Raw genomic sequence first — 21,055 nt, 5'->3', positions numbered from 1 at the left:
ATTGTAAATAATTTTTTATCCTAATTGATTATTTCTCTGTTATAAACTTTTTTTACAAATATAATGCTAGGATATAAATAAAATCAGCATATTTTATTTTAGTTTTTAAGAATTTAAAATAAGTGCTTTTAGATAGTTTGATTGGTATTAATTATAGTATATTTATTACTAATATACATGTTTAGCACTGACGCGGTATAAGTATAGTTTTTATCTAAAAATTTCTAATATATTCTGTATTTTTTATTTTCTTATTATTTGATATAACTGATATTATTAAATATTTTTAATATACACAGAAACATATATTGTGTAATCATCCTGTTTATTTTATTACACAATGTGCTTTTTTAATCAGATATCGCTATATGTATTTTTATTTAAAATAAAAATTATTTAGTAAAAATTTATTATTTATGCTTATATTTTAAAATATAATCTATAATTTTAAACAAAACATTTACGTTAAATTCTGTTAATAAAATTAATTATTAATAATTAAAATATATATCACAAAATTCTTAATAAAATGGTAGATATGCAATAATATAATATCCTGAGAAAATCAAATAATATACCATCTATACTAATAATTATTATAGACTAATCAATCAAATATTGATTTATACAGAATAAGTTAATTAAGGATGATGACATCATTTTATATCTAAAAAAAACCTAATAATAATTATAGCTATTGCTTTAACTGAATGAACAAAGCAAAATATATAGTACATAATAAATTAAATTGAACTTATCCAATTAAACCAACGCAGTGGCCCTGTACGTCGCCGAATGTCTTGTGAATTAATTTTTGCAATGCGCTCTTTTATAAAGCACAAAAGAGAAGGCCCTAATTTATTTTTCCACGGTACACCAGTTAATAATAACAAGGCTTCATCAACATTAGATACCGCCCACAGAGAGAATGTGCCATTTTTTATAGCTTTCATTACATCTTGATGCAATGAAAGATGACGAATATTGGAAGACGGTATAATAACTCCTTGGCAACCATCAAGTATCCGTTGATTGCAGATCTGAAAAAATCCTTCAATCTTTTCATTAATTCCACCGATGGATTGCACGCTACCTAGCTGATCTATAGAACCCGTGACTGCAATCTTTTGATTAATCGGCGTTAACGATAAAGCACTAATTAGTGCACATAGTGCAGCTAACGAAGCACTATCACCATCCAGCTCTGAATATGATTGTTCAAACACTAATGACGCAGAAAATGGAATATTCTGTTCTAATTTTAAGGTTGACAGTAGCCAAGATTGCATAATCATTAGACCTTTAGAATGAATACTACCACCAAGATCTACTTTACGCTCTACATCAATGAACTCACCATCACCAATATGTACTACGCAACTTACACGAACAGGGGTTCCGAAAGCGCCTGGGTGACCCGGAAATTCTATTACTGATAGAGCATTAATTTGCCCTATCACCTCACCTTTTGTGTCAATTTGTATCTGATTCTGCTCAATATTATTTAGAATTTTTTCTAATATTAATCCTTCTCTCCATGCACGCATTTTAATGGCTTTCTTAAGATTGTTTCCTTTCATTAAACCATCTGTACAATACAATAAAGCTTCCTGTAACTGATATCTGATCCAATCTAAATTTAACGGAAGCAACCCCTGATCCCCAGTCCAGCGTATACCTTCATGAACTAACGCTGGCCAAAAATTATAATCAGTAGGAGGACATCCCATGGCATCTGCAACACTTTGCACCCACATTCGCCAATTCATAAACGCTATATCATCTGATAATTCAATTGTATCCTCAAATTCACCATATAAAGACACATTAGTTAATTCAAACTCTAAATTCTTAAAATCTTCCAGAGCTTCTTGCCCTCCCATGAGAAGAAGACGAAAAGACATTGGCATCGACGGAATATCTAATGGAAGGGGTGCAGAATGATCACTGGAATACCATTCATATTTTTTGCAAGTTAGTATTTTCTTTAAACGAAGCCACATCAACGGTTGTTCTAATATAGCACGCAGAGATAATATCAGAAAACCTCCATTAGCATGGTGTACTAAACCTGGTGACAAGGAGACTTGATTTTTATATATATGCACACAACCAAAAAGATTATTATGTTCAATCCAATCCGATTGATGCACACCACCATAAGTGGCAAAATTATCTTGTATAGTTTTTGCTGGATACCAATCTACTGTATGCTCGTTAATTTCATAACGACCACCATATAGTATTTTTGTTTTATTTGCTGTTTTTTCCTGCATTGCTAGAAGAATTTTTTGTAAAAATGTAAAATATATACTACTTTCGGGGCTTTTAATTAACATTATCGGTTCTAGCGCCATAGTTTTTGACAATAGATCCAGCCCGTTATAGAGACGTGCTTGTACAATACGAAAATAATCCGTATCAACTATTAGATTCTTTAAGAATAGATGCTGAAATCGTTCTATAGAAGTCTGCAAAATATTCCACTTTAATGGATCTTTTTTCAAAATAACCATATTATTCTAAATAAGCATAACGTACTAGTTAATTAACTATGATTTAAGAATTTTTATATATAAAACATCATATAAGTTTACTTATACTGATTAATTACACGATGTTCTGTTAACCTTTATTGTAGTAAATAAATCGTACATATTAAGAATATAAGCATTAAAATTATATAAAATCCTTATCTATCTGCTAAGATATAAAATTTTTTATGTGTTTTATCTAATGACAAAGCCAGATCTATAATTATATATAGAAGGTGTGTAATAAAAAAATATTTTTTATAAAATTTTTAACTGACATTTTTATAGAATGTTTTTACCTGCAGAAATAAAAGTAGTTCATACTAGATTCTAGTAATCTAATCATGTTAATACGTCTTCTAGACTAGAAGATATAAAGAACATATAAGCATATAAATCTGTATGATTATTTGTATCTTCTGGAAACTATAAATGATTGCTGCATATTATTCTGTTTTTATAAAAATCACAGAATAACTTTAATATTTTTAGAATTTTTACCTACAATTATAAAACTTCACGAAATATAATTATTAAAATCTATTCAAAAGCCCCATATCTTGAAGATAATTCTTCACGAAAAATATACTAAATTATAGATATCCTGATTATTTGTTATTACACCGTAAACAACGCGGGGATTCAAATCCAACACGTAAGTCAAGAACATGTTGGGCCATATCCCACTCCGAACAGGAATAAATTTTTAAAGATAAAGCATGCACACTATCTACTATTTCTTTAGCTAGCACTTTATAAATTGCACGATGTCTTTTAAGTACTTCTTGAGCATGAAACATCTTGCTTACTATTAATACTTTAAAGTGACTTTCTAAACCTCTATACATCAAATGATATTGGCTCTCATCATATACCTTGAGATACTCCGGAGCAAACGCTTTAAATAACTTATATTCTATAATGTTACAAATATTATTCATAAATCCTCTTAATAAGAGTAATGCTTATACCAACCTATATTAATTAAAAATTAACCTGAATTTAAATAATATTCAGAAAAATTATCTATAAATCTATAATCTATTTATATAGATAAATATTCTATTAAATTGATAAAAATTTTTATGCTTGATATATGTCTTATAATTAGTATTAATGTACTTAATAACCTCACTATTTTAATATAGTTACAGAAGCTTAACTTTCGCAAAACTGATAAATCTTTTTGTATTTTAGTGTAACCCGTATATTTATATTTCTATAATATGCATATGAAATATTAACCTACTAAAAAAACTAACATGTTAGTTAACATTTCTTTCTTTTTCCTGCTACCAAAGAGTAGATATTAATATTAATATAAATTATTATATAAATGTCTTTATCTTTATATGTAGGCGTTTTAATAAAATCATATATTGAAATCAATAAAACAAGAAAATAGCTATATTATTAATATAACATTCTTATAGTGTATAAATGATATAAAAATATTCTTGATAATATCAAGAAATAAAAAAATTTTAGCATAGCATTTAAAACACTATTAATTATCACATCTATGTAACTATATATTATATTGATAAGTATTTATTTTTTTAAATGATTCTTAATAAAGATAATCTTTAATTATAGATTTTTACCTATAAATTATTTTAATTTAACAAAAATTTTAAAAAATGATCATTTCTCACTGGAGAATATTATAAAAATAATATTTTACCATTTAGTGTTTTCATTACAACTATCATTTGATATGTCATCTGCTATTACAAAAATATTTACATATACTATGGTTGTATTAAGTCTTATCTATTAGCTAATAATTTTATTAAAAATATTTATTTTATATGATAAATTTAATTCTACATATAAAAAGAAGTAATTTTGAGAAACATTAAAATGTTCTTTTTAAAAAAATAAAATTATTCATTAGTGTTTTAATTTTTAAATCTATTACTATAAAGTATATAAAATATGATATTATATCAAATTTAAAAATTTTTAATAATTCCTATTATATACAAATTAAAATAAAATACTAGCATGAAAAGTCAGATTAGTATCAATACAATAATAATATATTTATGTTTGAATTTTATTAATAGGTAAACGCTTATTTTTATAAAAATAGAAAATATTTAAATAGCTTATATATTGTAATGGTAGGTCATGGATCTATCTGAAAAAATTAAAAGCAAATCAATATTTAAAAATAGAATGCTACAATTCTACACAGCACCGGTATCTCTTTTAAAGGTATACAATAGAATAATACTAAAAGATAGGTGTATCCTTGATATGTTCTATCACTTAGCCAGGATCTATTTTTATGCAAAAAGGTTATTCTAAATTAGAACCTCTAACATTATCCCTAAAAGGTGAAATAATCATTGAAGCTTCTGCGGGGACTGGAAAAACCTTTACAATTGGATTGATCTATTTACGTCTCCTGCTAGGTTTAGGAAAAAAAATAGATTTTGTGCGACGATTGTCAGTTGAAGAAATTTTAGTAGTAACCTTTACTGAAGCTTCTGCGGCTGAATTACGTACACGGATTCGTAGTAATATACATGAATTACGCATTGCTTGTATTCGTGAAAAAACCTCAAATCCAATCCTTAAGCAGCTCATATCTCAAATAACAAATTTGCCTCAAGCTATCTTGCACTTATCAATAGCCGAGCGTAACATGCACGCAGCAGCTATTTTTACTATACATGGGTTTTGTCAACGCATCTTACATATGCAACCCATTGAGTCTGGTGTGCTTTTCAAGCAGGAGCTGCTTATAGATGAAACCCCATTTCAACGTCAAGCAATATTTGACTTCTGGAGGCGATATTGCTATCCATTACCAAAACCAATTGCTCGTATCGTGCGAAAACTTTGGATTGGACCAGAACAGTTACTTCAAACATTATTACCATGGCTATATAGGGAAGAGATTTTTCTGAAAACAACCCACACAACCTATCAAAACATCGAACAACAGCATGCTAATATTATAGAACGTATTAAAAATATTAAAACATCGTGGTTAAATGTGCAAAATATACAAGAATTAATTGAGACATCTGGCATTAATCGCCGTAGTTATAATAGAAAAAATCTAAAAAACTGGCTGGATAGCATTACACAATGGGCAAAAACTGAAACAGTAGATTACTTTATAATAAAATATCTAGTAAATTTTAGTCAAAGCACATTACTAAATAAAAGTACAAATGGAGAGCCACCGCATCATCCAATTTTTCTGGAGATTGAGCGTTTTCTTTCAAACCCCCTATCCCTATATGATTGCGTTATAACTTTAGCACTGCAACAGATTCGATGCTCTATACAACAAGAAAAATCTTTACATGCAAAAATCGGATTTCATGATCTATTAACGCTACTTAATTCATCATTACATAAACCAAATGGTAAAATATTAGCTAAAACTATTCAAAAAAATTATCCAGTAGCGTTAATAGATGAATTTCAAGATACCGATATACAACAATATCGTATTTTTCATGCTATATATCATAACATATCTCATGGCGCGCTATTATTAATAGGTGATCCTAAACAAGCAATTTATGCATTTCGAGGTGCGGATATTTTTACCTATATGCGCGCACGCTCGGATATTAAGGAGCGCTATACATTAGAAACAAATTGGCGCTCATCAAAAAATATGGTCGATGCCGTTAACCTTTTATTTTTAAATCATTATAACCCGTTTGTTTTTAAAGAAATACCCTTTACACGCATTCAATCAGCCACACCTAATCATCACTTTCATTTTAGTTTAAACTGCAAGATGCAACCTGCTCTAAAATTTTGTCTACAGCCAGGTAGTACTATTAATATTAGTGATTATCAAGAATTTATGGCACAGGAGTGTGCCGCAGAAATTAGTCATTGGTTACATCAAAGTAAAAATGGTAAAGCTTTTTTTTGTTATATGAACAATAAAAAACCAGTGAGAGCTTCAGATATTACCATATTAGTACGCAGGCGCAGTGAAGCAGAAATAGTAAAAAAAGCTCTATATGCACTAAATATACCATCGGTATACCTTTCTAATCGAGATAGCATCTTTTCTACATTAGAAGCAAAAGAAATGCTCTATCTCTTGCAGGCAATATTAACACCAGAAAAAAAATCAATTTTACGAAGTAGTCTGTCAACAAACTTTTTAGGCATAGATAAAGCAACTATTTATTCCATGCAAAGTCAGGAAGTGGTGTGGAATTCTTTAATAAGAAGATTTTTTGATTATCAAACGTGTTGGAAAAAATATGGTGTATTATCTATGCTCCGTAAACTCATGCTTCAGGAGAAAATCGCTGAGAATTTATCATCACCTTTGCATGTAAAACGTTGCTTAACTAATCTAATACACTTAGGTGAAGTGTTACAAGAAGCCTCGTTTATATGCGCAAATGAACAAAGTTTAATAAACTGGCTCACAAAAAACATTCAGAAACCAAATTCCTGTCAACCTGATCAATACATTCGCCTAGAGAGTAATCATACTTTAGTACAAATTATCACAATCCATAAATCTAAAGGATTGCAATATCCGTTAGTATGGATACCATTTGCTGCCACTTTTCGTGAAGCAAAAAATGCAATTTTTTATGATCATCAAACTTTTACGACTGTGCTTGACTTACAAAAAGATACTAAAAACATGGTCTTAGCCGATCAAGAAAGATTATCAGAAGATCTACGCTTGTTGTATGTGGCACTTACACGTTCTATATTTCACTGTAGTGTTGGTATTGCGCCACTATTTATAAGCTCTAGTAAAAAAACCGACAAAAGTCACTTACATCGTAGTGCAATAGGCTACTTAATTCAAAAAGGACAAGCAATGAACGCTAGTAGTTTGAAATCTGCGCTGCAAGTGTTTAATGGAGAAAATACTGCCGTTGCTATTGCATCAGGACAAAAGGGGAGACAATGGCAGGATACTGATCGTAATGCTATCGATATCGAAAAAATTCATATCCGCACATTATCATATCCTATTCAAGAGAAGTGGAAAATTACAAGTTATTCAGATCTTTTGCAAAAACATAATGCTACTAGTACTAGTAATATTAATAGTATAGATAGATTATCGTTTAAAAGTTTTGATATTCATGTATCCGGAAATCAATCAAGCAGTAGTTGTATAGTGGAAAATATGCAATATACACGACATACTTTTCCAAGAGGTGCGAAATCCGGGATCTTCCTTCATAGATTATTATCAAGTCTAGATTTCAGCGCACCATTGAGCATTTCTTGGTTAGAAAAACAGATTATCTATCATGGGTTAAACCAGGACTGGGTGCCAGTAATGTATGAATGGATTCAGAGTATTCTTCATACTACTTTAAATGAAACTGGTGTTAGTCTGCACAATATACCCATGAAGAATAGACAGGTAGAACTAAAATTTTATTTACCATTTTCAGAACCACTTACAGCAGAAAAACTAAACAAGATTATGCAACAAGATCCATTATCGGCGAGTTGCCCTCCACTTAGATTTAATCAAATTAAAGGCATGCTGGAAGGTTCGATTGATCTAGTATTTCTCTGGAGAGGTAAATATTACCTATTAGATTATAAATCTCATTGGTTCGGTGAAAGTGGCAATTATTACACCAAAAATAGAATCATTCAGGCAATGCAGGAGCACCGTTATGATTTGCAGTACCAATTATATACATTGGCACTACATCGATATTTACGTCATCGTTTAATAGATTATGATTATCAGAGGCACTTTGGTGGGATAATCTATCTTTTTTTACGTGGCGTAAATCATTTAGAAAATGATAACGCTGTTTATAATACTCTTCTACATGCAGATTTCATTACTTCTATGGATAGGCTCTAAGTCCATAGAATTAAGATATCTAAATAATGCAAAAACAAGTCGTGCACTATTAATAAAATCTCTTTATACTATATTTTAATAATTTTGATAATGAGATTCAATACTTACTTCTACTAATTTAGTAATAAATAATATCTAACGCATAAATAATAACTTTTTACTATAAAAACACTATGCTTTAAATATTTTTACATAAAATTTCATCAGTTTTACTAAGGAAATGAAAATGAGTAAGATCTCAAGCTATCCAACTAACTTCATTCGACAAATTATTAATAAAGATCTAGCAGAGGGCATGCATAAAATAGTGCGCACCCGTTTCCCACCAGAACCAAATGGTTACCTGCATATTGGTCATGCGAAATCCATTTGTCTAAACTTTGGCATAGCTCAGGACTACAAAGGAAAATGTCACCTACGATTTGATGATACAAATCCAACAAAAGAAAATGCAGAATTTATTGAATCTATTAAGCGTGACATTACCTGGTTAGGATTTCAGTGGGATGGTAAGGTTCGATATTCTTCAGATTATTTTGAAAAACAATATCAATATGCTATTGAACTTATTCAGAAAAACTTAGCATATGTTGATGAATTATCATCTCATTTAATTCGCGAATATCGTGGAACTTTAACCGCACCTGGAAAAAACAGCCCGTATCGTAATCGTAGTATACGCGATAATTTGCAATTATTTTCTCAAATGCGTAATGGTGAAATCGCTGAAGGCGATGCCTGCTTACGTGCTAAAATTAATATGACATCGCCTTTTATTATCCTACGTGACCCAGTACTTTATCGCATAAAATTTGAAGAACATCACCAAACCGGAAAAAAATGGTGTATATATCCAATGTATGATTTTGCCCATTGTATTTCTGACGCATTGGAGGGGATTACTCACTCTTTATGTACACTAGAATTTCAAGATAATCGTCGTTTATATGATTGGATTTTGAATAATATCAATATTACTGCGCATCCACGACAGTATGAATTTTCACGTCTTAATCTTCAATACACTATCATCTCTAAAAGACATCTGCACCGTCTAGTTGTTGAAAATATTGTAGAAGGATGGGATGATCCAAGAATGCTTACTATTGCTGGCATGCGTCGACGAGGCTATACGGCAGCATCTATACGTGAATTTTGCCGTCGTATTGGTGTTACAAAACAAGAAAATATGATTAATATTGAAATGCTTGAAAGTTGTATTCGTGAAGAGTTAAATGCTCACGCGCCAAGGGTAATGGCTGTAATTAATCCAATCAAAGTACTTATTAGGAATCTCCCATCAAATTACGAAGAAATACTCAATATACCATATTATCCTAACAAACATGAACTTGGAACACGTTCAGTTCCATTTACACAAGAAATTTATATTGATAGTTCTGATTTTCAAGAAGAGGAGCAAAAAGATTATAAACGCCTAATCTTAGGAGGAGAAGTGCGTTTACGTTATTCCTATGTAATTAAAGCAGAGAGTGTAGAAAGAGATTCTCAAGGTAATATCATTGTCTTATTTTGCTCCTGTGATATGAGCACGATGAAGAAGCATCCAAGTGATGGTCGTAAGATCAAAGGAGTCATTCATTGGGTATCAGCAAAATATGCACTTGTTGCGGAATTTCGTTTATACGAGAGACTATTTAATTCACCTAATCCATTGGCAGCAGATAATTTTATCAAAGAATTGAATCCAAACTCACTAGTTATTCAACATGGCTTCATTGAACCCAGCATGCGAACTGCAAAAATTTCATTTCCTTACCAATTTGAAAGAGAGGGATATTTTTGTACCGATAGTGTCAACTCTTCTTCAACTAATTTAGTCTTTAATCGTATTGTGGGTTTGCGGAATACTTGGGTAAAAATTAACGCATAATTTTTCGCAATTAGCAATAAAAGATTTTAGGTTATTAGATAACTTTTTAACTCCGTCGCATCAGATATTTAAATAAATCTTCTGATCCACATAAGATCTCAAAATCTAAATAATATTTTAGTAGTAATCAATGAACTACCATTGGTTAACTTACTAATAAAAGAGACTTATATTAGTTGTAATATATTAACATTTCATGTTTTAGGCACTAATCTATTATTTTCACACTAAAACTCAATACTCTTTTTTTAATTTTTATGATACTGTTTCATAACATGGTTATTATGATATAATCAATTCTAAAAAAATATTCTAAAAATAATGATCACCTATATGGTTATTTAATAATCCCACGATATTCCTTATCCTTATTTGAGAATACACAGCAAAAAAAATTCATACTACTGCATACTACAAAATAATATTAAATTATTTCACAGACTCAATCTATATCTACGCTCTTTATAATATTCTCTCGTTAAGTTATCAATATAATATTGTATGCCTTCAGAGCAAAGGTGTAATAATACTATAACTAAAATTCATACACGATACAGAATACTAGCTAAAAGTAAAATAAAGAACTATTAATTCTCTATAAACTTATTAAAAAACAGAATTAGATAATATCTTTAATATTAAATTAGATAATATTTTTAATATTATTGGCAATCATCAGATATATATAGTAGCTCACTACTCATTTATTCTATGGAATTAGAGGTTGATACACCTGACAAAGCATATCTTAATCATCATTCACATAATATATAAAAAATATATATATAATAGAGCATTAAGCTCCAATGATAACTAAGATAGATTCAATCATTATTGAACAATTGACATCTTTTTTAATATTTAATAAAAATACAAATACCTAATTTATCTACAACGCAATACATTATTTTATGCTCAATGACAGTATAATATAAGCAGGTTTTTTACAAATTACTGTAATTATTTCTAATATATCTCATTAAATAATCTATGTGATTAAAATTTAAGTAATCTATTACTCACTCCAGACTCTAAACTTATAGCATGAAGGTGTCAATGAAAAGCAATCTTATAAATTTTCTTAAGTTTCCTACATTATTTACTTATAAAATTATAGCTCTGTCATGTCCTGACCTAGTGGAGAAAATAGTTAAAGTAGTACAAATTTATGCTCCTGGTGAGTATACTCCAGAACTTAAAACTAGCCAGAAAGGAAAATATTCTTCAGTATCTATCACCGTTTCCGTAACTCATATTCAACAGGTGGATACATTATACAATAAATTAGGTAATATCGAAAAAGTTTTTATGGTCTTATAATGACTTACATAAAAATATCTATGAAGATGTTTTCTCTTATAATACATATTTATCATAATTGATTATATCTAATGGCAGTAAAGTTTATTGAAGATTGGAAAACTAGTATAACTTATAGAATAGGAATACAGATTTTGTCTCCAGACACACTTATTATTCGATCACTTGGTTTACATAACTGGCTATCTATCTCGTGTGCCATGCGGAAATTTACCAACCAAAGAGATTACATGACACCAGATGAAATCTGGTTGGTAGAGCACTTTCCAGTATTTACACAAGGCCAGACAAGTAAAAAAAAACCTCTTATATTACCTACAGGCATTCCTATCATGAAAAGTGATCGAGGCGGGCAAATTACTTATCACGGTCCAGGCCAGCAAATGTTATATGCAATGATAAACCTAAAGCGGCGATGCATTGGAGTTCATCAATTAGTAGTTGCTCTTGAGCAAACAGCAATTGAGACTTTGGCTGTATTCTCTGTAAATGCATATATAAAACCTGGGTCACCAGGTGTATATGTAGATGGCAAAAAAATATGCTCATTAGGATTACGTGTACGAAATAATTGCTCATATCATGGTTTAGCTTTTAATATTAATATGGATTTAACCCCTTTTCTATATATTGACCCTTGCGGAGACCCTTTACTTGAAATGACTCAATTAAAACAGAAAAAACCTGAGATAACTCTCTTAGAAGTTCAACCAATATTGATACGTAGCTTAACGCATCAGTTAGCTGTTAACAGGATTTATTGGGATAAGAATAGTACTATATCTGAGTATCATGCATTAGATTAAATACAATATATAGTGTGTTCTTTAAGTTGTATGTAGTCAAATCTATAAGAAAAGATAAATTAGCACAATCAGATTAACTATTTTTCAAAGTATAGTCTGCGCCCCTTAAAATGTCATGTTAGTGGCGTAATCACTGTGATTTTAATTTACATAAGTATTCTATGTAACTTAAATATACTGATATAGTGTTTACAGAATGGTAATTTCATGCTGTTCATTAAAGAACAATATGTTATATATTATTGTTTGCTGTACTGCGAGATACATGAATAGTTATTTTTTATACCTAATACTTCTTATATTTGATAGAATAAAAAGTTCTTGTTTTTCTGATCTCCTAAAAAGGACACTATTATTTTATCTTAAAATGCAATACAAACTTGTATTTAGCGCAAAAATATCGTCAAATTATAAATTTTTATCTAAAAATCAATGAATAAATATATTTAAATATCTTGAGATACAATACTCCTCTTAGTTAACATACTTGATATGATATATTTTTTATTGATTAGATTAATTAAAAAGACTGAGTAAAATTTTTACAAAATTACATACTACAACCTTCAAGCCATAAACCTGAGTCTATAATCTAGTTAATTAATTGTGAACTGTCACTTATGATTAAAAATAGCCTAAAATGTCGCGCTGTCAATATATTGAATACAGTGCCACTTAATAAAAATCAAGCTAATCGTGTCAATATTTTACCTAAACCAAAATGGATTAAAATTACATTACCGGCTGATCCTAGTTGTGTCCAGCGTGTAAAATCTATCATACGTAAACATAATCTTTATTCTGTTTGTGAAGAAGCCTCGTGTCCTAATTTGTCCGAATGTTTTAGCAATGGCACGGCTACTTTTATGATTCTAGGTGCAACCTGTACTCGTCGCTGTCCTTTTTGTGATGTCACACACGGACGCCCTATGCCACCAAATATTAATGAACCAAATAATATAGCAAAATGCCTCCATGAAATGAACTTGCGACATGTGGTGATAACTTCAGTAAATCGTGATGACTTACATGACGGAGGTGCTCAACATTTTTCTAACTGTATCAGTGTTATTCGTAAAACAAATCCATCTATAAAAATTGAAATTCTAGTCCCTGATTTTCGGGGATGTATGAGCCGCGCGCTTAAGATCCTTAGTGTCACGCCCCCGAATATATTCAACCATAATTTAGAGAGCGTCCCGCGTATCTACCATCTGGTGCGTCCTGGTGCAAATTATAAAAATTCACTAAAATTACTTCAAATCTTTAAAACATATCATCCAGATATTCCTACTAAATCTGGATTAATGGTTGGCTTGGGTGAAACTAACTCTGAGATAGAAGAAGTCATGCATGATCTTAGGTGTAATGGGGTGACAATACTAACTATTGGACAATACTTACAGCCAAGCCCTCAACACTTACCAGTAAAAAGATATGTCAGTCCATTTGAATTTAATAACATAAAGACAGTAGCAGTTTCTATGGGGTTTTTGCATGTTTCTTGTGGGCCCTTAGTTAGATCGTCTTACCATGCTGATATACAGATAAAAGAATTAAATACATAATACTACACTATTATAAATTTATTTTATAAATAGTATCTCTTATAAATAAGATCAAACCGTAATATACGCGCAGTAATTTTTAATTACATGATAATAGTATTCTTTGGTGTTAATCCTTATGGCGCTAGATGATATTTCAATTAATATAACACATTCTCTATCGACACTTATTAAAAGTAAAGCAATATATATTTTACATATTTAATTCTTAACTAGGATTTTATATAAAAGAATATTTTTATAAAAACTTAAGTAGATACATAATATAAAAATACATCTGAATTAAATTTTTTGAGTTAAGATGAATTAAAAAATCTTTTAAATGTTATAATTTAAATTATTTATAAATAATATCTTTTACCTAAAATTAGATCATGTTTAAATATTATACTAATATTAAAAATATTAGGCTGGTATCATGCATTCTTCTTTAATAAAAAATAACAAATATTTTTAGATTCACTTTAGATGTTAGAATATTGTTCCTATCAAATAACAAATTATAAATAAAATTAACAAATTATAAATAAAATGTATAGTAACTTATATGTAGAGATATATAATATTAATATATATTATATATATTAATCAATCAGTAAAAAATAATCATATTAAATATACTAATTACTTAATATTAAAATTTTAAATTTTATTTTTAGTTCTTTTAAATTTTAAAAATATTTCAATCATATCATGTAATAAATAGTACATAACAAATAAAAAATCTAAGAATTCTACAATATATATTGTGGATATAGATTTTATCAAGAAATATAAAAAATTTATTTTTCTATTTTATAGAATATAATAATCTATTAAGATACGTAAGAATTTTTTTCTAAATAACCAAACTTATCAATAGAAAAAATTAAAAACATTTAGACAAATATCCCATGTGAATATATTAAGATTAGTATTGCATATCAGTGGAAATGCAATCTCTTGTTTATCATGTAATGTATGTTATATTATAACTTGTCTTATTGATTACACCTGAAAGAAATAGGTCAATTTATGATTTTTTTAAACTTCTACTGAAAAAGATCTATACAATATAGTGATAACTAGTAAAAATAACAGAATGAAAAGAGATAATTATTCTGACATTGAAATACATAAATTATAATATTTCTAAAAAATATATAAATATAAAAAATTAGATAGAGGATAGTTCCATTTTTAATCTCTCAGTACTTTTAAATTCTAAACAACAGATTTTAATTAGAAGCGAATCAAAACGCATGGCAATACCTAGATGACTTCACCTAGCTTTACATGCTGCTAATAAAATAAAAAACAATAACACGCTTGCAATATACAATGGCACGTATCTTATAACTAATAGATCGCTTATATGAATCAGATTTCCTTACTTTATCCGCATCATTTTGATACCGCGTTTCTTATTGAGCAAAGAAGCCACACATATCCATCAACAAAAAAAACATTTTTTAAAAATCAAGGAGTTAGGTATTTGAATTTTTGTCTTATGGTTGATGGTGTTATGGCTGCTTTTGCTATTACTCAGCTAGTAATAGATGAGGCAAATCTATTTAATATAGCTGTAGACCCCAACTTTAAGAGACGTGGTTTGGGGAAAATTTTATTACAACATTTGATAGGTCAGCTTGTGGCGCGCAACATTAAAACGTTATGACTCGAAGTAAGGTGTTCAAACTATCCTGCAATAATGCTATATAGATGTCTTAATTTTAATGAGGTTACTATTCGCTCAAATTATTACCCAGTAGCTAATGGAAAAGAAGATGCTATTATTATGGCTCTTACAATATCACGGGGAGTGGTTTCATGTTAGTAAAATGGGAGTGGATATTATTTGATGCTGATGATACGCTATTTTACTTTGATTCCTTTTCTGGTTTAAAGAAGCTTTTTAAAAAATATGAAATCTACTTCACTCGTAATGATTACGATAAGTATCAATCTGTTAATAAAAGACTGTGGATAGACTATCAAAATAATTCTATTAATCTCTCGAAATTACAACATGATCGTTTTAAAGAATGGGCTAATAAGTTAGGTGTTGCTACTCATGAGCTAAATAATGGCTTTTTAACAGCGATGGGAGAAATTTGCACTCCGCTTCCTGGTGCAAAAGACCTACTAAGTTATCTGTATGGAAAAGTAAAAATTGGTATTATTACAAATGGTTTTACTGCATTACAAGAAACACGTATAACACGTAATTGTTTTTCAAAATATTTTAATCTTCTTATCGCGTCTGAACAAGTTGGTTATGCTAAGCCACATCCTAAAATTTTTAATTTTGCACTGAATAAAATGTCTAATCCTGTACCCCATAGAGTTCTTATGGTTGGAGATACTTTAGAATCTGACATCATTGGAGGTATCAATGCTGGGTTTTCAACTTGCTGGTTGAACCATAATGGTCGAAAAAAACCACATGGAATTAACCCAAACTGGCAAATTACTTGTTTACAAGAGTTACAGGATTTATTGAATAAATCATTATAAAATCCTAATTGCAGCAAAAGTCCTCTAAAAGTTCAGTAGATTTAGGATAAATCTTATTATCTATCCCTATCGTGATAGGGATAGATACAGGAATAGTATTAATTGAATTACAATGGCTATATGTTAATAATAAAGAAAAAATAAAAAATTTTCTAAAAACTCAGTCTGAATGCAAACACCTACGCAACTACATGACGAACCGCCGGGTATTTAGATTACATTTCACCCCTATTAATACTAAAAATTAGTTGACGTAGAAAAGATAAATTATCATAATATGAAATAAGATATTAATCTTTTATAAATTGAGATCACACCTCATAAAATTACAACCTATATTATAATAACCTCATGTCAGCGGGAGTGGCGAAATTGGTAAACGCACCAGATTTAGGTTCTGGCGCCGAAAGGTCTGCGAGTTCAAGTCTCGCCTTCCGCACCATTTCACGGGATAGTCAAGAACAAATGGGGTATAGCCAAGCGGTAAGGCACCGGTTTTTGATACCGGCATTCCCTGGTTCGAATCCAGGTACCCCAGTCATCAATAATATCATCTATAGTAACTTCTTATAGTAATGTAAAATATATTTTTGGCTACTTAGCTCAGACGGTCAGAGCGCAGCACTCATAACGCTGAGGTCACGGGTTCGATTCCCGTAGTAGCTACCAATTATACTGGGGTGTAGCCAAGCGGTAAGGCGCTGGTTTCTGATGCCAGTATTCCGGGGTTCGAATCCCTGCGCCCCAGCCAAATAAGATTTTAAGATTTATATTATATAATATAATACAAAAATTAAGTCAAAAAACACACCGAAAACCTGTGATATCAAAAAAAACAATGATGATAATAAAATTAATGACAATCATATATATAAAATATATAGATCTTTGCTTCTTAAGAACTTACGTTATAATAAAAAAATTTTTATAAATAAACACTGTTATGATTTTTCCATTTTCTTTTAATGCATTAATTATAAATAATTTTAGCTAAATTTTATTAAATTTTAAGATATTGATGGAGAATTATTTTACTAATAATTACTCTTATCTTAAAATAAAATAAAATATTAATATTCTATATTATATAATGTTAGTGAGTTTATAAATATAGAACACCAGATATCATATTATCTAATTCTTTCAAACATTAAGAGATTAAAAATGTAAAATATTTTTTCGTAATTTTAATGTATATACAGAGACCAATTTAGTACTATTTTAGCATCTCTTGAGTTATTCAGTCCTAGGTGAAATTATTTTTTACTTTTATCAAAAGTAAAAAATAATTTATTTAAGTAAAATGCCTGTAAGAATTATTATCGCCTGGTGTTAGTTGTTATGAAGTTAATGTAATTACTATTTTCACTATCACATGATGTATTATATTAAATATTGTAACTGTACCAGTTATTTCTATTCAATTTATATAAAACTACTAATAACAAATTAAGTGAGTCACTACTTTTAAAAATAAAAACAACCTTCTTATACATAGCTACTATAAATATTCATCATCATCGCCATCATAGCGTAACAGCAATCTTATTAAGCGCAAACAATCTCTTTTAAATACATAAGTCAAAATGCATTTAAATAATATTAACATTAAGATTCAGAATCTTATTCTATATCTTATACTGTGCTTTATATAGAATGTAAATAAAACCTATGCGCCTATATAGACACACTTTTACTAATGGTAAAGTACAGAAATGTTAGATCAGTCGTCTACTAGTGTTATACTAGTAATAACAGTTCAGATATTGAACAAGCAACATTCTAGATCTGATACTATACTATAAATGAATTATATATAATAAATTATATATAGCTTTTGACTATATCTTGAGTGACCAATCATCATTGTCTAGTTCTAAAATTTCATTGAAAGTACTTCGATTACTCTATTTAAAATAGATAATAATTATTATGTTTCCATTAGACCAAGTTTTTTCTCTAGATAATGGATGTTGGTTCCACCCAATTGAAAATTAACATCCGACATGATATCCATCTGAAGTTTAATATTAGTCTTTATTCCATCAATAATTAACTCGGTTAATGCATTTTTCATGCGAGCAATGGCTACATCACGGCTTTCTCCAAAAGTTATGAGTTTACCAATCATTGAATCATAATATAAGGGCACGCTATAGCCAGCATATACATGTGATTCCCAGCGTACACCAAACCCACCAGGGGCATGAAAACGAGTGATTTTTCCTGGACTAGGCACAAAAGTATGAGCATCTTCAGCATTAATACGACATTCCAGGGAATGCCCACGAATAACAACTTCTTCTTCTTTAACTGACAATGGATGTCCAGCTGCAATACGTAATTGCTCTTTAATTAAATCAATACCTGTAATCATCTCAGTAACAGTGTGCTCAACCTGAATACGTGTATTCATCTCAATAAAATAGAATTCACCATCTTCATATAAAAACTCAAAAGTCCCCGCTCCACGATATCCGATATCGATGCATGCTTTAGAGCAGCAATCCCCTATATATCGACGCATTTTATCAGTAATACCTGGAGCTGGGGCTTCTTCTACTACCTTCTGGTGTCGACGTTGCATAGAACAGTCTCGCTCAGCAAGATAAATAGCATTACCATGGCTATCAGCTAAAACCTGAATCTCAATGTGACGTGGGTTTTCTAAATATTTCTCCATATAAACTATGTTATTATTAAAAGCTGCTTGCGCCTCTGTTTGAGTCATATGTATTAATTGTTCTAAATCATGATCACTTCTCACAACATGCATACCTCGACCACCCCCGCCTCCAGAGGCCTTAATCATCACCGGATAACCAATACGATTCGCGAATTCTCTATTTTTGCTCATATCCTTCGTTAAAGGTCCATCAGAACCAGGAACTGTAGGAATACCTGCTTTCTTCATGATGGCAATTGCTGATACCTTATCACCCATCAGACGAATCGTGTCAGATTTTGGCCCAATAAAGATAAATCCTGAACGTTCCATTTGCTCAGCAAAATCAGCATTTTCAGAAAGAAAACCATATCCAGGATGAACCCCAACAGCACCAGTGATTTCTGCAGCTGAAATTAAAGCTGGAATATTTAAGTAACTTTTTACTGACGGAGGGGGGCCAATACAGACAGTTTCATCAGCAAGTAAAACGTGTTTTAAGTCTCGATCTACTGTAGAGTGGACCGCTACAGTTTTAATACCAAGCTCTTTACAAGCACGTAAAATACGTAGTGCAATTTCACCACGATTAGCAATAATAATTTTATCCAGCATAGTTGCCCTCGTTATTCAATGATGAGTAGTGGTTCATCAAATTCAACAGGTTGACCATTTTCAACTAAAATCGCTTTTACAATACCGGATTGCTCCGCTTCAATGTGATTCATCATTTTCATTGCTTCTACAATACATAAAGTATCACCAGAATGAATTTTCTGACCAACTTCTACAAATGCTGATGCATTAGCGCTAGGAGTAAGATAAACAGTACCAACCATAGGAGATCGAACTATGTAGCTTCCTACTTCAGATAAATAAGATCTTTTCTGACTTGGTGTAATCATTGATGGCACTTCAGTGCTTGTAACGGATTGCCGGATCGTCTGCGCTGTATTAGTGTTATGTAAAACAGAATGACCGGTTTGATTTATCGTGCGAATAATACGCACTGACTCTTCTCCTTCAGAGACCTCTAATTCAGCAATGCCGGATACTTCAACTAATGTAATTAATTTTTTAAGTTTACGAATATCCATAAATGTTATTCCGTACTTAGTACAATTAGAAGGTGGCAGCGTTTAATACGCTTGATTAAGTTAGGAGTATCTGTTAATAATCACTATACAGATCTCATTACTAGAGACGAGTTAATATATATTGGATATCAAATATGGGCTGGTAAGCCTTAATGTTCACATAACACGTGAATATTCACTACTAAATTGATAGATATCATATATATCTTTTAAATGTAGTATTTTTCTTATAAATTTAACGATGTATCATTTATTATTATGTCTATAATCTCATTATCTAAATAAAAATGCACAGAGACGCTATATCTAGATTAAACCGGGGTTTCTTGGAGATATTTTAGAAAGCTCAGTGATGCGGTAACTTTAGATATATCACAAAACCTCATGATGAGGTCAACTTTTTTCATATCTTATCATACATACTTTGGAGATTAATGTTAGACATTTCCATAATTATATAAAACTTATTGATAATTGCTTTTCTATTATCTAAGATTATTTAGGTATTACACAAAATACATGGCTATAGCTATTTTATCATCCTTTCAGATAAAATTTACAGTTATGGCATTAAAGAAGATAACTTTTTTTATACATCACTACTTAACTTTCTAACAATCCCTAAATTATTAGCATACACCATAGATACCTGTATTTCAAAAACTGGTAAAATCAGATTTAAAATGTTTTGCGAAAAAACACAAAAAGTATTATAAAAAATTTATCAAAAATGATACATCTAATATAAGATTCTAATATAAGATTCTTATATAAGATTTAGTTAGTATAATACCAAGTTAGTATAATACCATATGAAGGGTATGGTAATC

Annotated in this window: 10 protein-coding genes, 4 tRNA genes and 1 pseudogene; 11 read left to right on the top strand and 4 right to left on the bottom strand. The window is 30.0% G+C overall.

Going from position 1 to position 21,055, the window contains the following annotated elements:
- Positions 1–743: 743 nt before the first annotated feature.
- A complete protein-coding gene (locus ERCISPPS3390_RS01750; protein ID WP_197095129.1) occupies positions 744–2,516 on the bottom strand; it encodes an AAA family ATPase in 1,773 nt (590 codons plus the stop codon).
- A 626-nt stretch (positions 2,517–3,142) separates the two neighbouring features.
- Positions 3,143–3,475 carry a BolA/IbaG family iron-sulfur metabolism protein gene (locus ERCISPPS3390_RS01745; RefSeq protein ID WP_197095128.1) on the bottom strand — a complete coding sequence of 111 codons (333 nt, stop codon included), beginning with the start codon at positions 3,473–3,475 and terminating at the stop codon, positions 3,143–3,145.
- A gap of 1,352 nt (positions 3,476–4,827) precedes the next feature.
- On the opposite strand from ERCISPPS3390_RS01745, the gene recB reads away from it, so the two are divergent.
- The 11 genes and pseudogenes from recB to ERCISPPS3390_RS01690 all read left to right on the top strand — a co-directional run bounded on the left by recB (position 4,828) and on the right by ERCISPPS3390_RS01690 (position 17,214).
- The gene (gene recB / locus ERCISPPS3390_RS01740; protein ID WP_197095127.1) at positions 4,828–8,379 is read left to right on the top strand and encodes an exodeoxyribonuclease V subunit beta; all 3,552 of its coding nucleotides are present in this window, start codon (positions 4,828–4,830) and stop codon (positions 8,377–8,379) included.
- Positions 8,380–8,605: 226 nt separating this feature from the next.
- Positions 8,606–10,273 carry a glutamine--tRNA ligase gene (gene glnS / locus ERCISPPS3390_RS01735; RefSeq protein ID WP_197095126.1) on the top strand — a complete coding sequence of 556 codons (1,668 nt, stop codon included), beginning with the start codon at positions 8,606–8,608 and terminating at the stop codon, positions 10,271–10,273.
- 1,056 nt (positions 10,274–11,329) lie between these two features.
- Positions 11,330–11,593 carry a DUF493 family protein YbeD gene (ybeD, locus tag ERCISPPS3390_RS01730; RefSeq protein WP_197095125.1) on the top strand — a complete coding sequence of 88 codons (264 nt, stop codon included), beginning with the start codon at positions 11,330–11,332 and terminating at the stop codon, positions 11,591–11,593.
- A 134-nt stretch (positions 11,594–11,727) separates the two neighbouring features.
- Positions 11,728–12,399 carry a lipoyl(octanoyl) transferase LipB gene (lipB, locus tag ERCISPPS3390_RS01725; RefSeq protein WP_231517353.1) on the top strand — a complete coding sequence of 224 codons (672 nt, stop codon included), beginning with the start codon at positions 11,728–11,730 and terminating at the stop codon, positions 12,397–12,399.
- A gap of 620 nt (positions 12,400–13,019) precedes the next feature.
- Positions 13,020–13,967 (top strand): lipoyl synthase, encoded by a 948-nt coding sequence (gene lipA / locus ERCISPPS3390_RS01720; RefSeq protein WP_197095123.1) that lies wholly within the window; start codon positions 13,020–13,022, stop codon positions 13,965–13,967.
- Between the two features lie 1,354 nt (positions 13,968–15,321).
- Positions 15,322–15,783: pseudogene (rimI, locus tag ERCISPPS3390_RS01715) on the top strand (ribosomal protein S18-alanine N-acetyltransferase).
- Positions 15,777–16,463, top strand: a complete 687-nt coding sequence (gene yjjG / locus ERCISPPS3390_RS01710) for a pyrimidine 5'-nucleotidase (protein WP_197095122.1) — start codon at positions 15,777–15,779, stop codon at positions 16,461–16,463. Before rimI ends, yjjG begins: the two are co-directional and overlap by 7 nt.
- A gap of 357 nt (positions 16,464–16,820) precedes the next feature.
- Positions 16,821–16,905 (top strand) — tRNA-Leu (locus tag ERCISPPS3390_RS01705).
- 24 nt (positions 16,906–16,929) lie between these two features.
- Positions 16,930–17,001 (top strand) — tRNA-Gln (locus ERCISPPS3390_RS01700).
- A gap of 54 nt (positions 17,002–17,055) precedes the next feature.
- Positions 17,056–17,132 (top strand) — tRNA-Met (locus ERCISPPS3390_RS01695).
- A gap of 7 nt (positions 17,133–17,139) precedes the next feature.
- Positions 17,140–17,214: transfer RNA gene (locus ERCISPPS3390_RS01690), tRNA-Gln, on the top strand.
- Between the two features lie 1,179 nt (positions 17,215–18,393).
- On the opposite strand, the gene accC is transcribed toward ERCISPPS3390_RS01690, so the two are convergent.
- Together accC and accB are read right to left on the bottom strand one after the other, a co-directional pair.
- A complete protein-coding gene (gene accC, locus ERCISPPS3390_RS01685; RefSeq protein ID WP_197095121.1) occupies positions 18,394–19,743 on the bottom strand; it encodes an acetyl-CoA carboxylase biotin carboxylase subunit in 1,350 nt (449 codons plus the stop codon).
- A gap of 11 nt (positions 19,744–19,754) precedes the next feature.
- Entirely contained in the window at positions 19,755–20,225 is a 471-nt protein-coding gene (accB, locus tag ERCISPPS3390_RS01680) for an acetyl-CoA carboxylase biotin carboxyl carrier protein (protein ID WP_197095120.1), read from the bottom strand.
- Between the last annotated feature and the right edge of the window lie 830 nt (positions 20,226–21,055).

It is taken from the genome of Candidatus Erwinia haradaeae (assembly GCF_900698885.1).
Taxonomy (GTDB): domain Bacteria; phylum Pseudomonadota; class Gammaproteobacteria; order Enterobacterales; family Enterobacteriaceae; genus Erwinia_E; species Erwinia_E haradaeae_H.
Note: the sequence above shows the minus strand (reverse complement) of the source record. Positions and strands in the feature narration are given on the sequence as shown.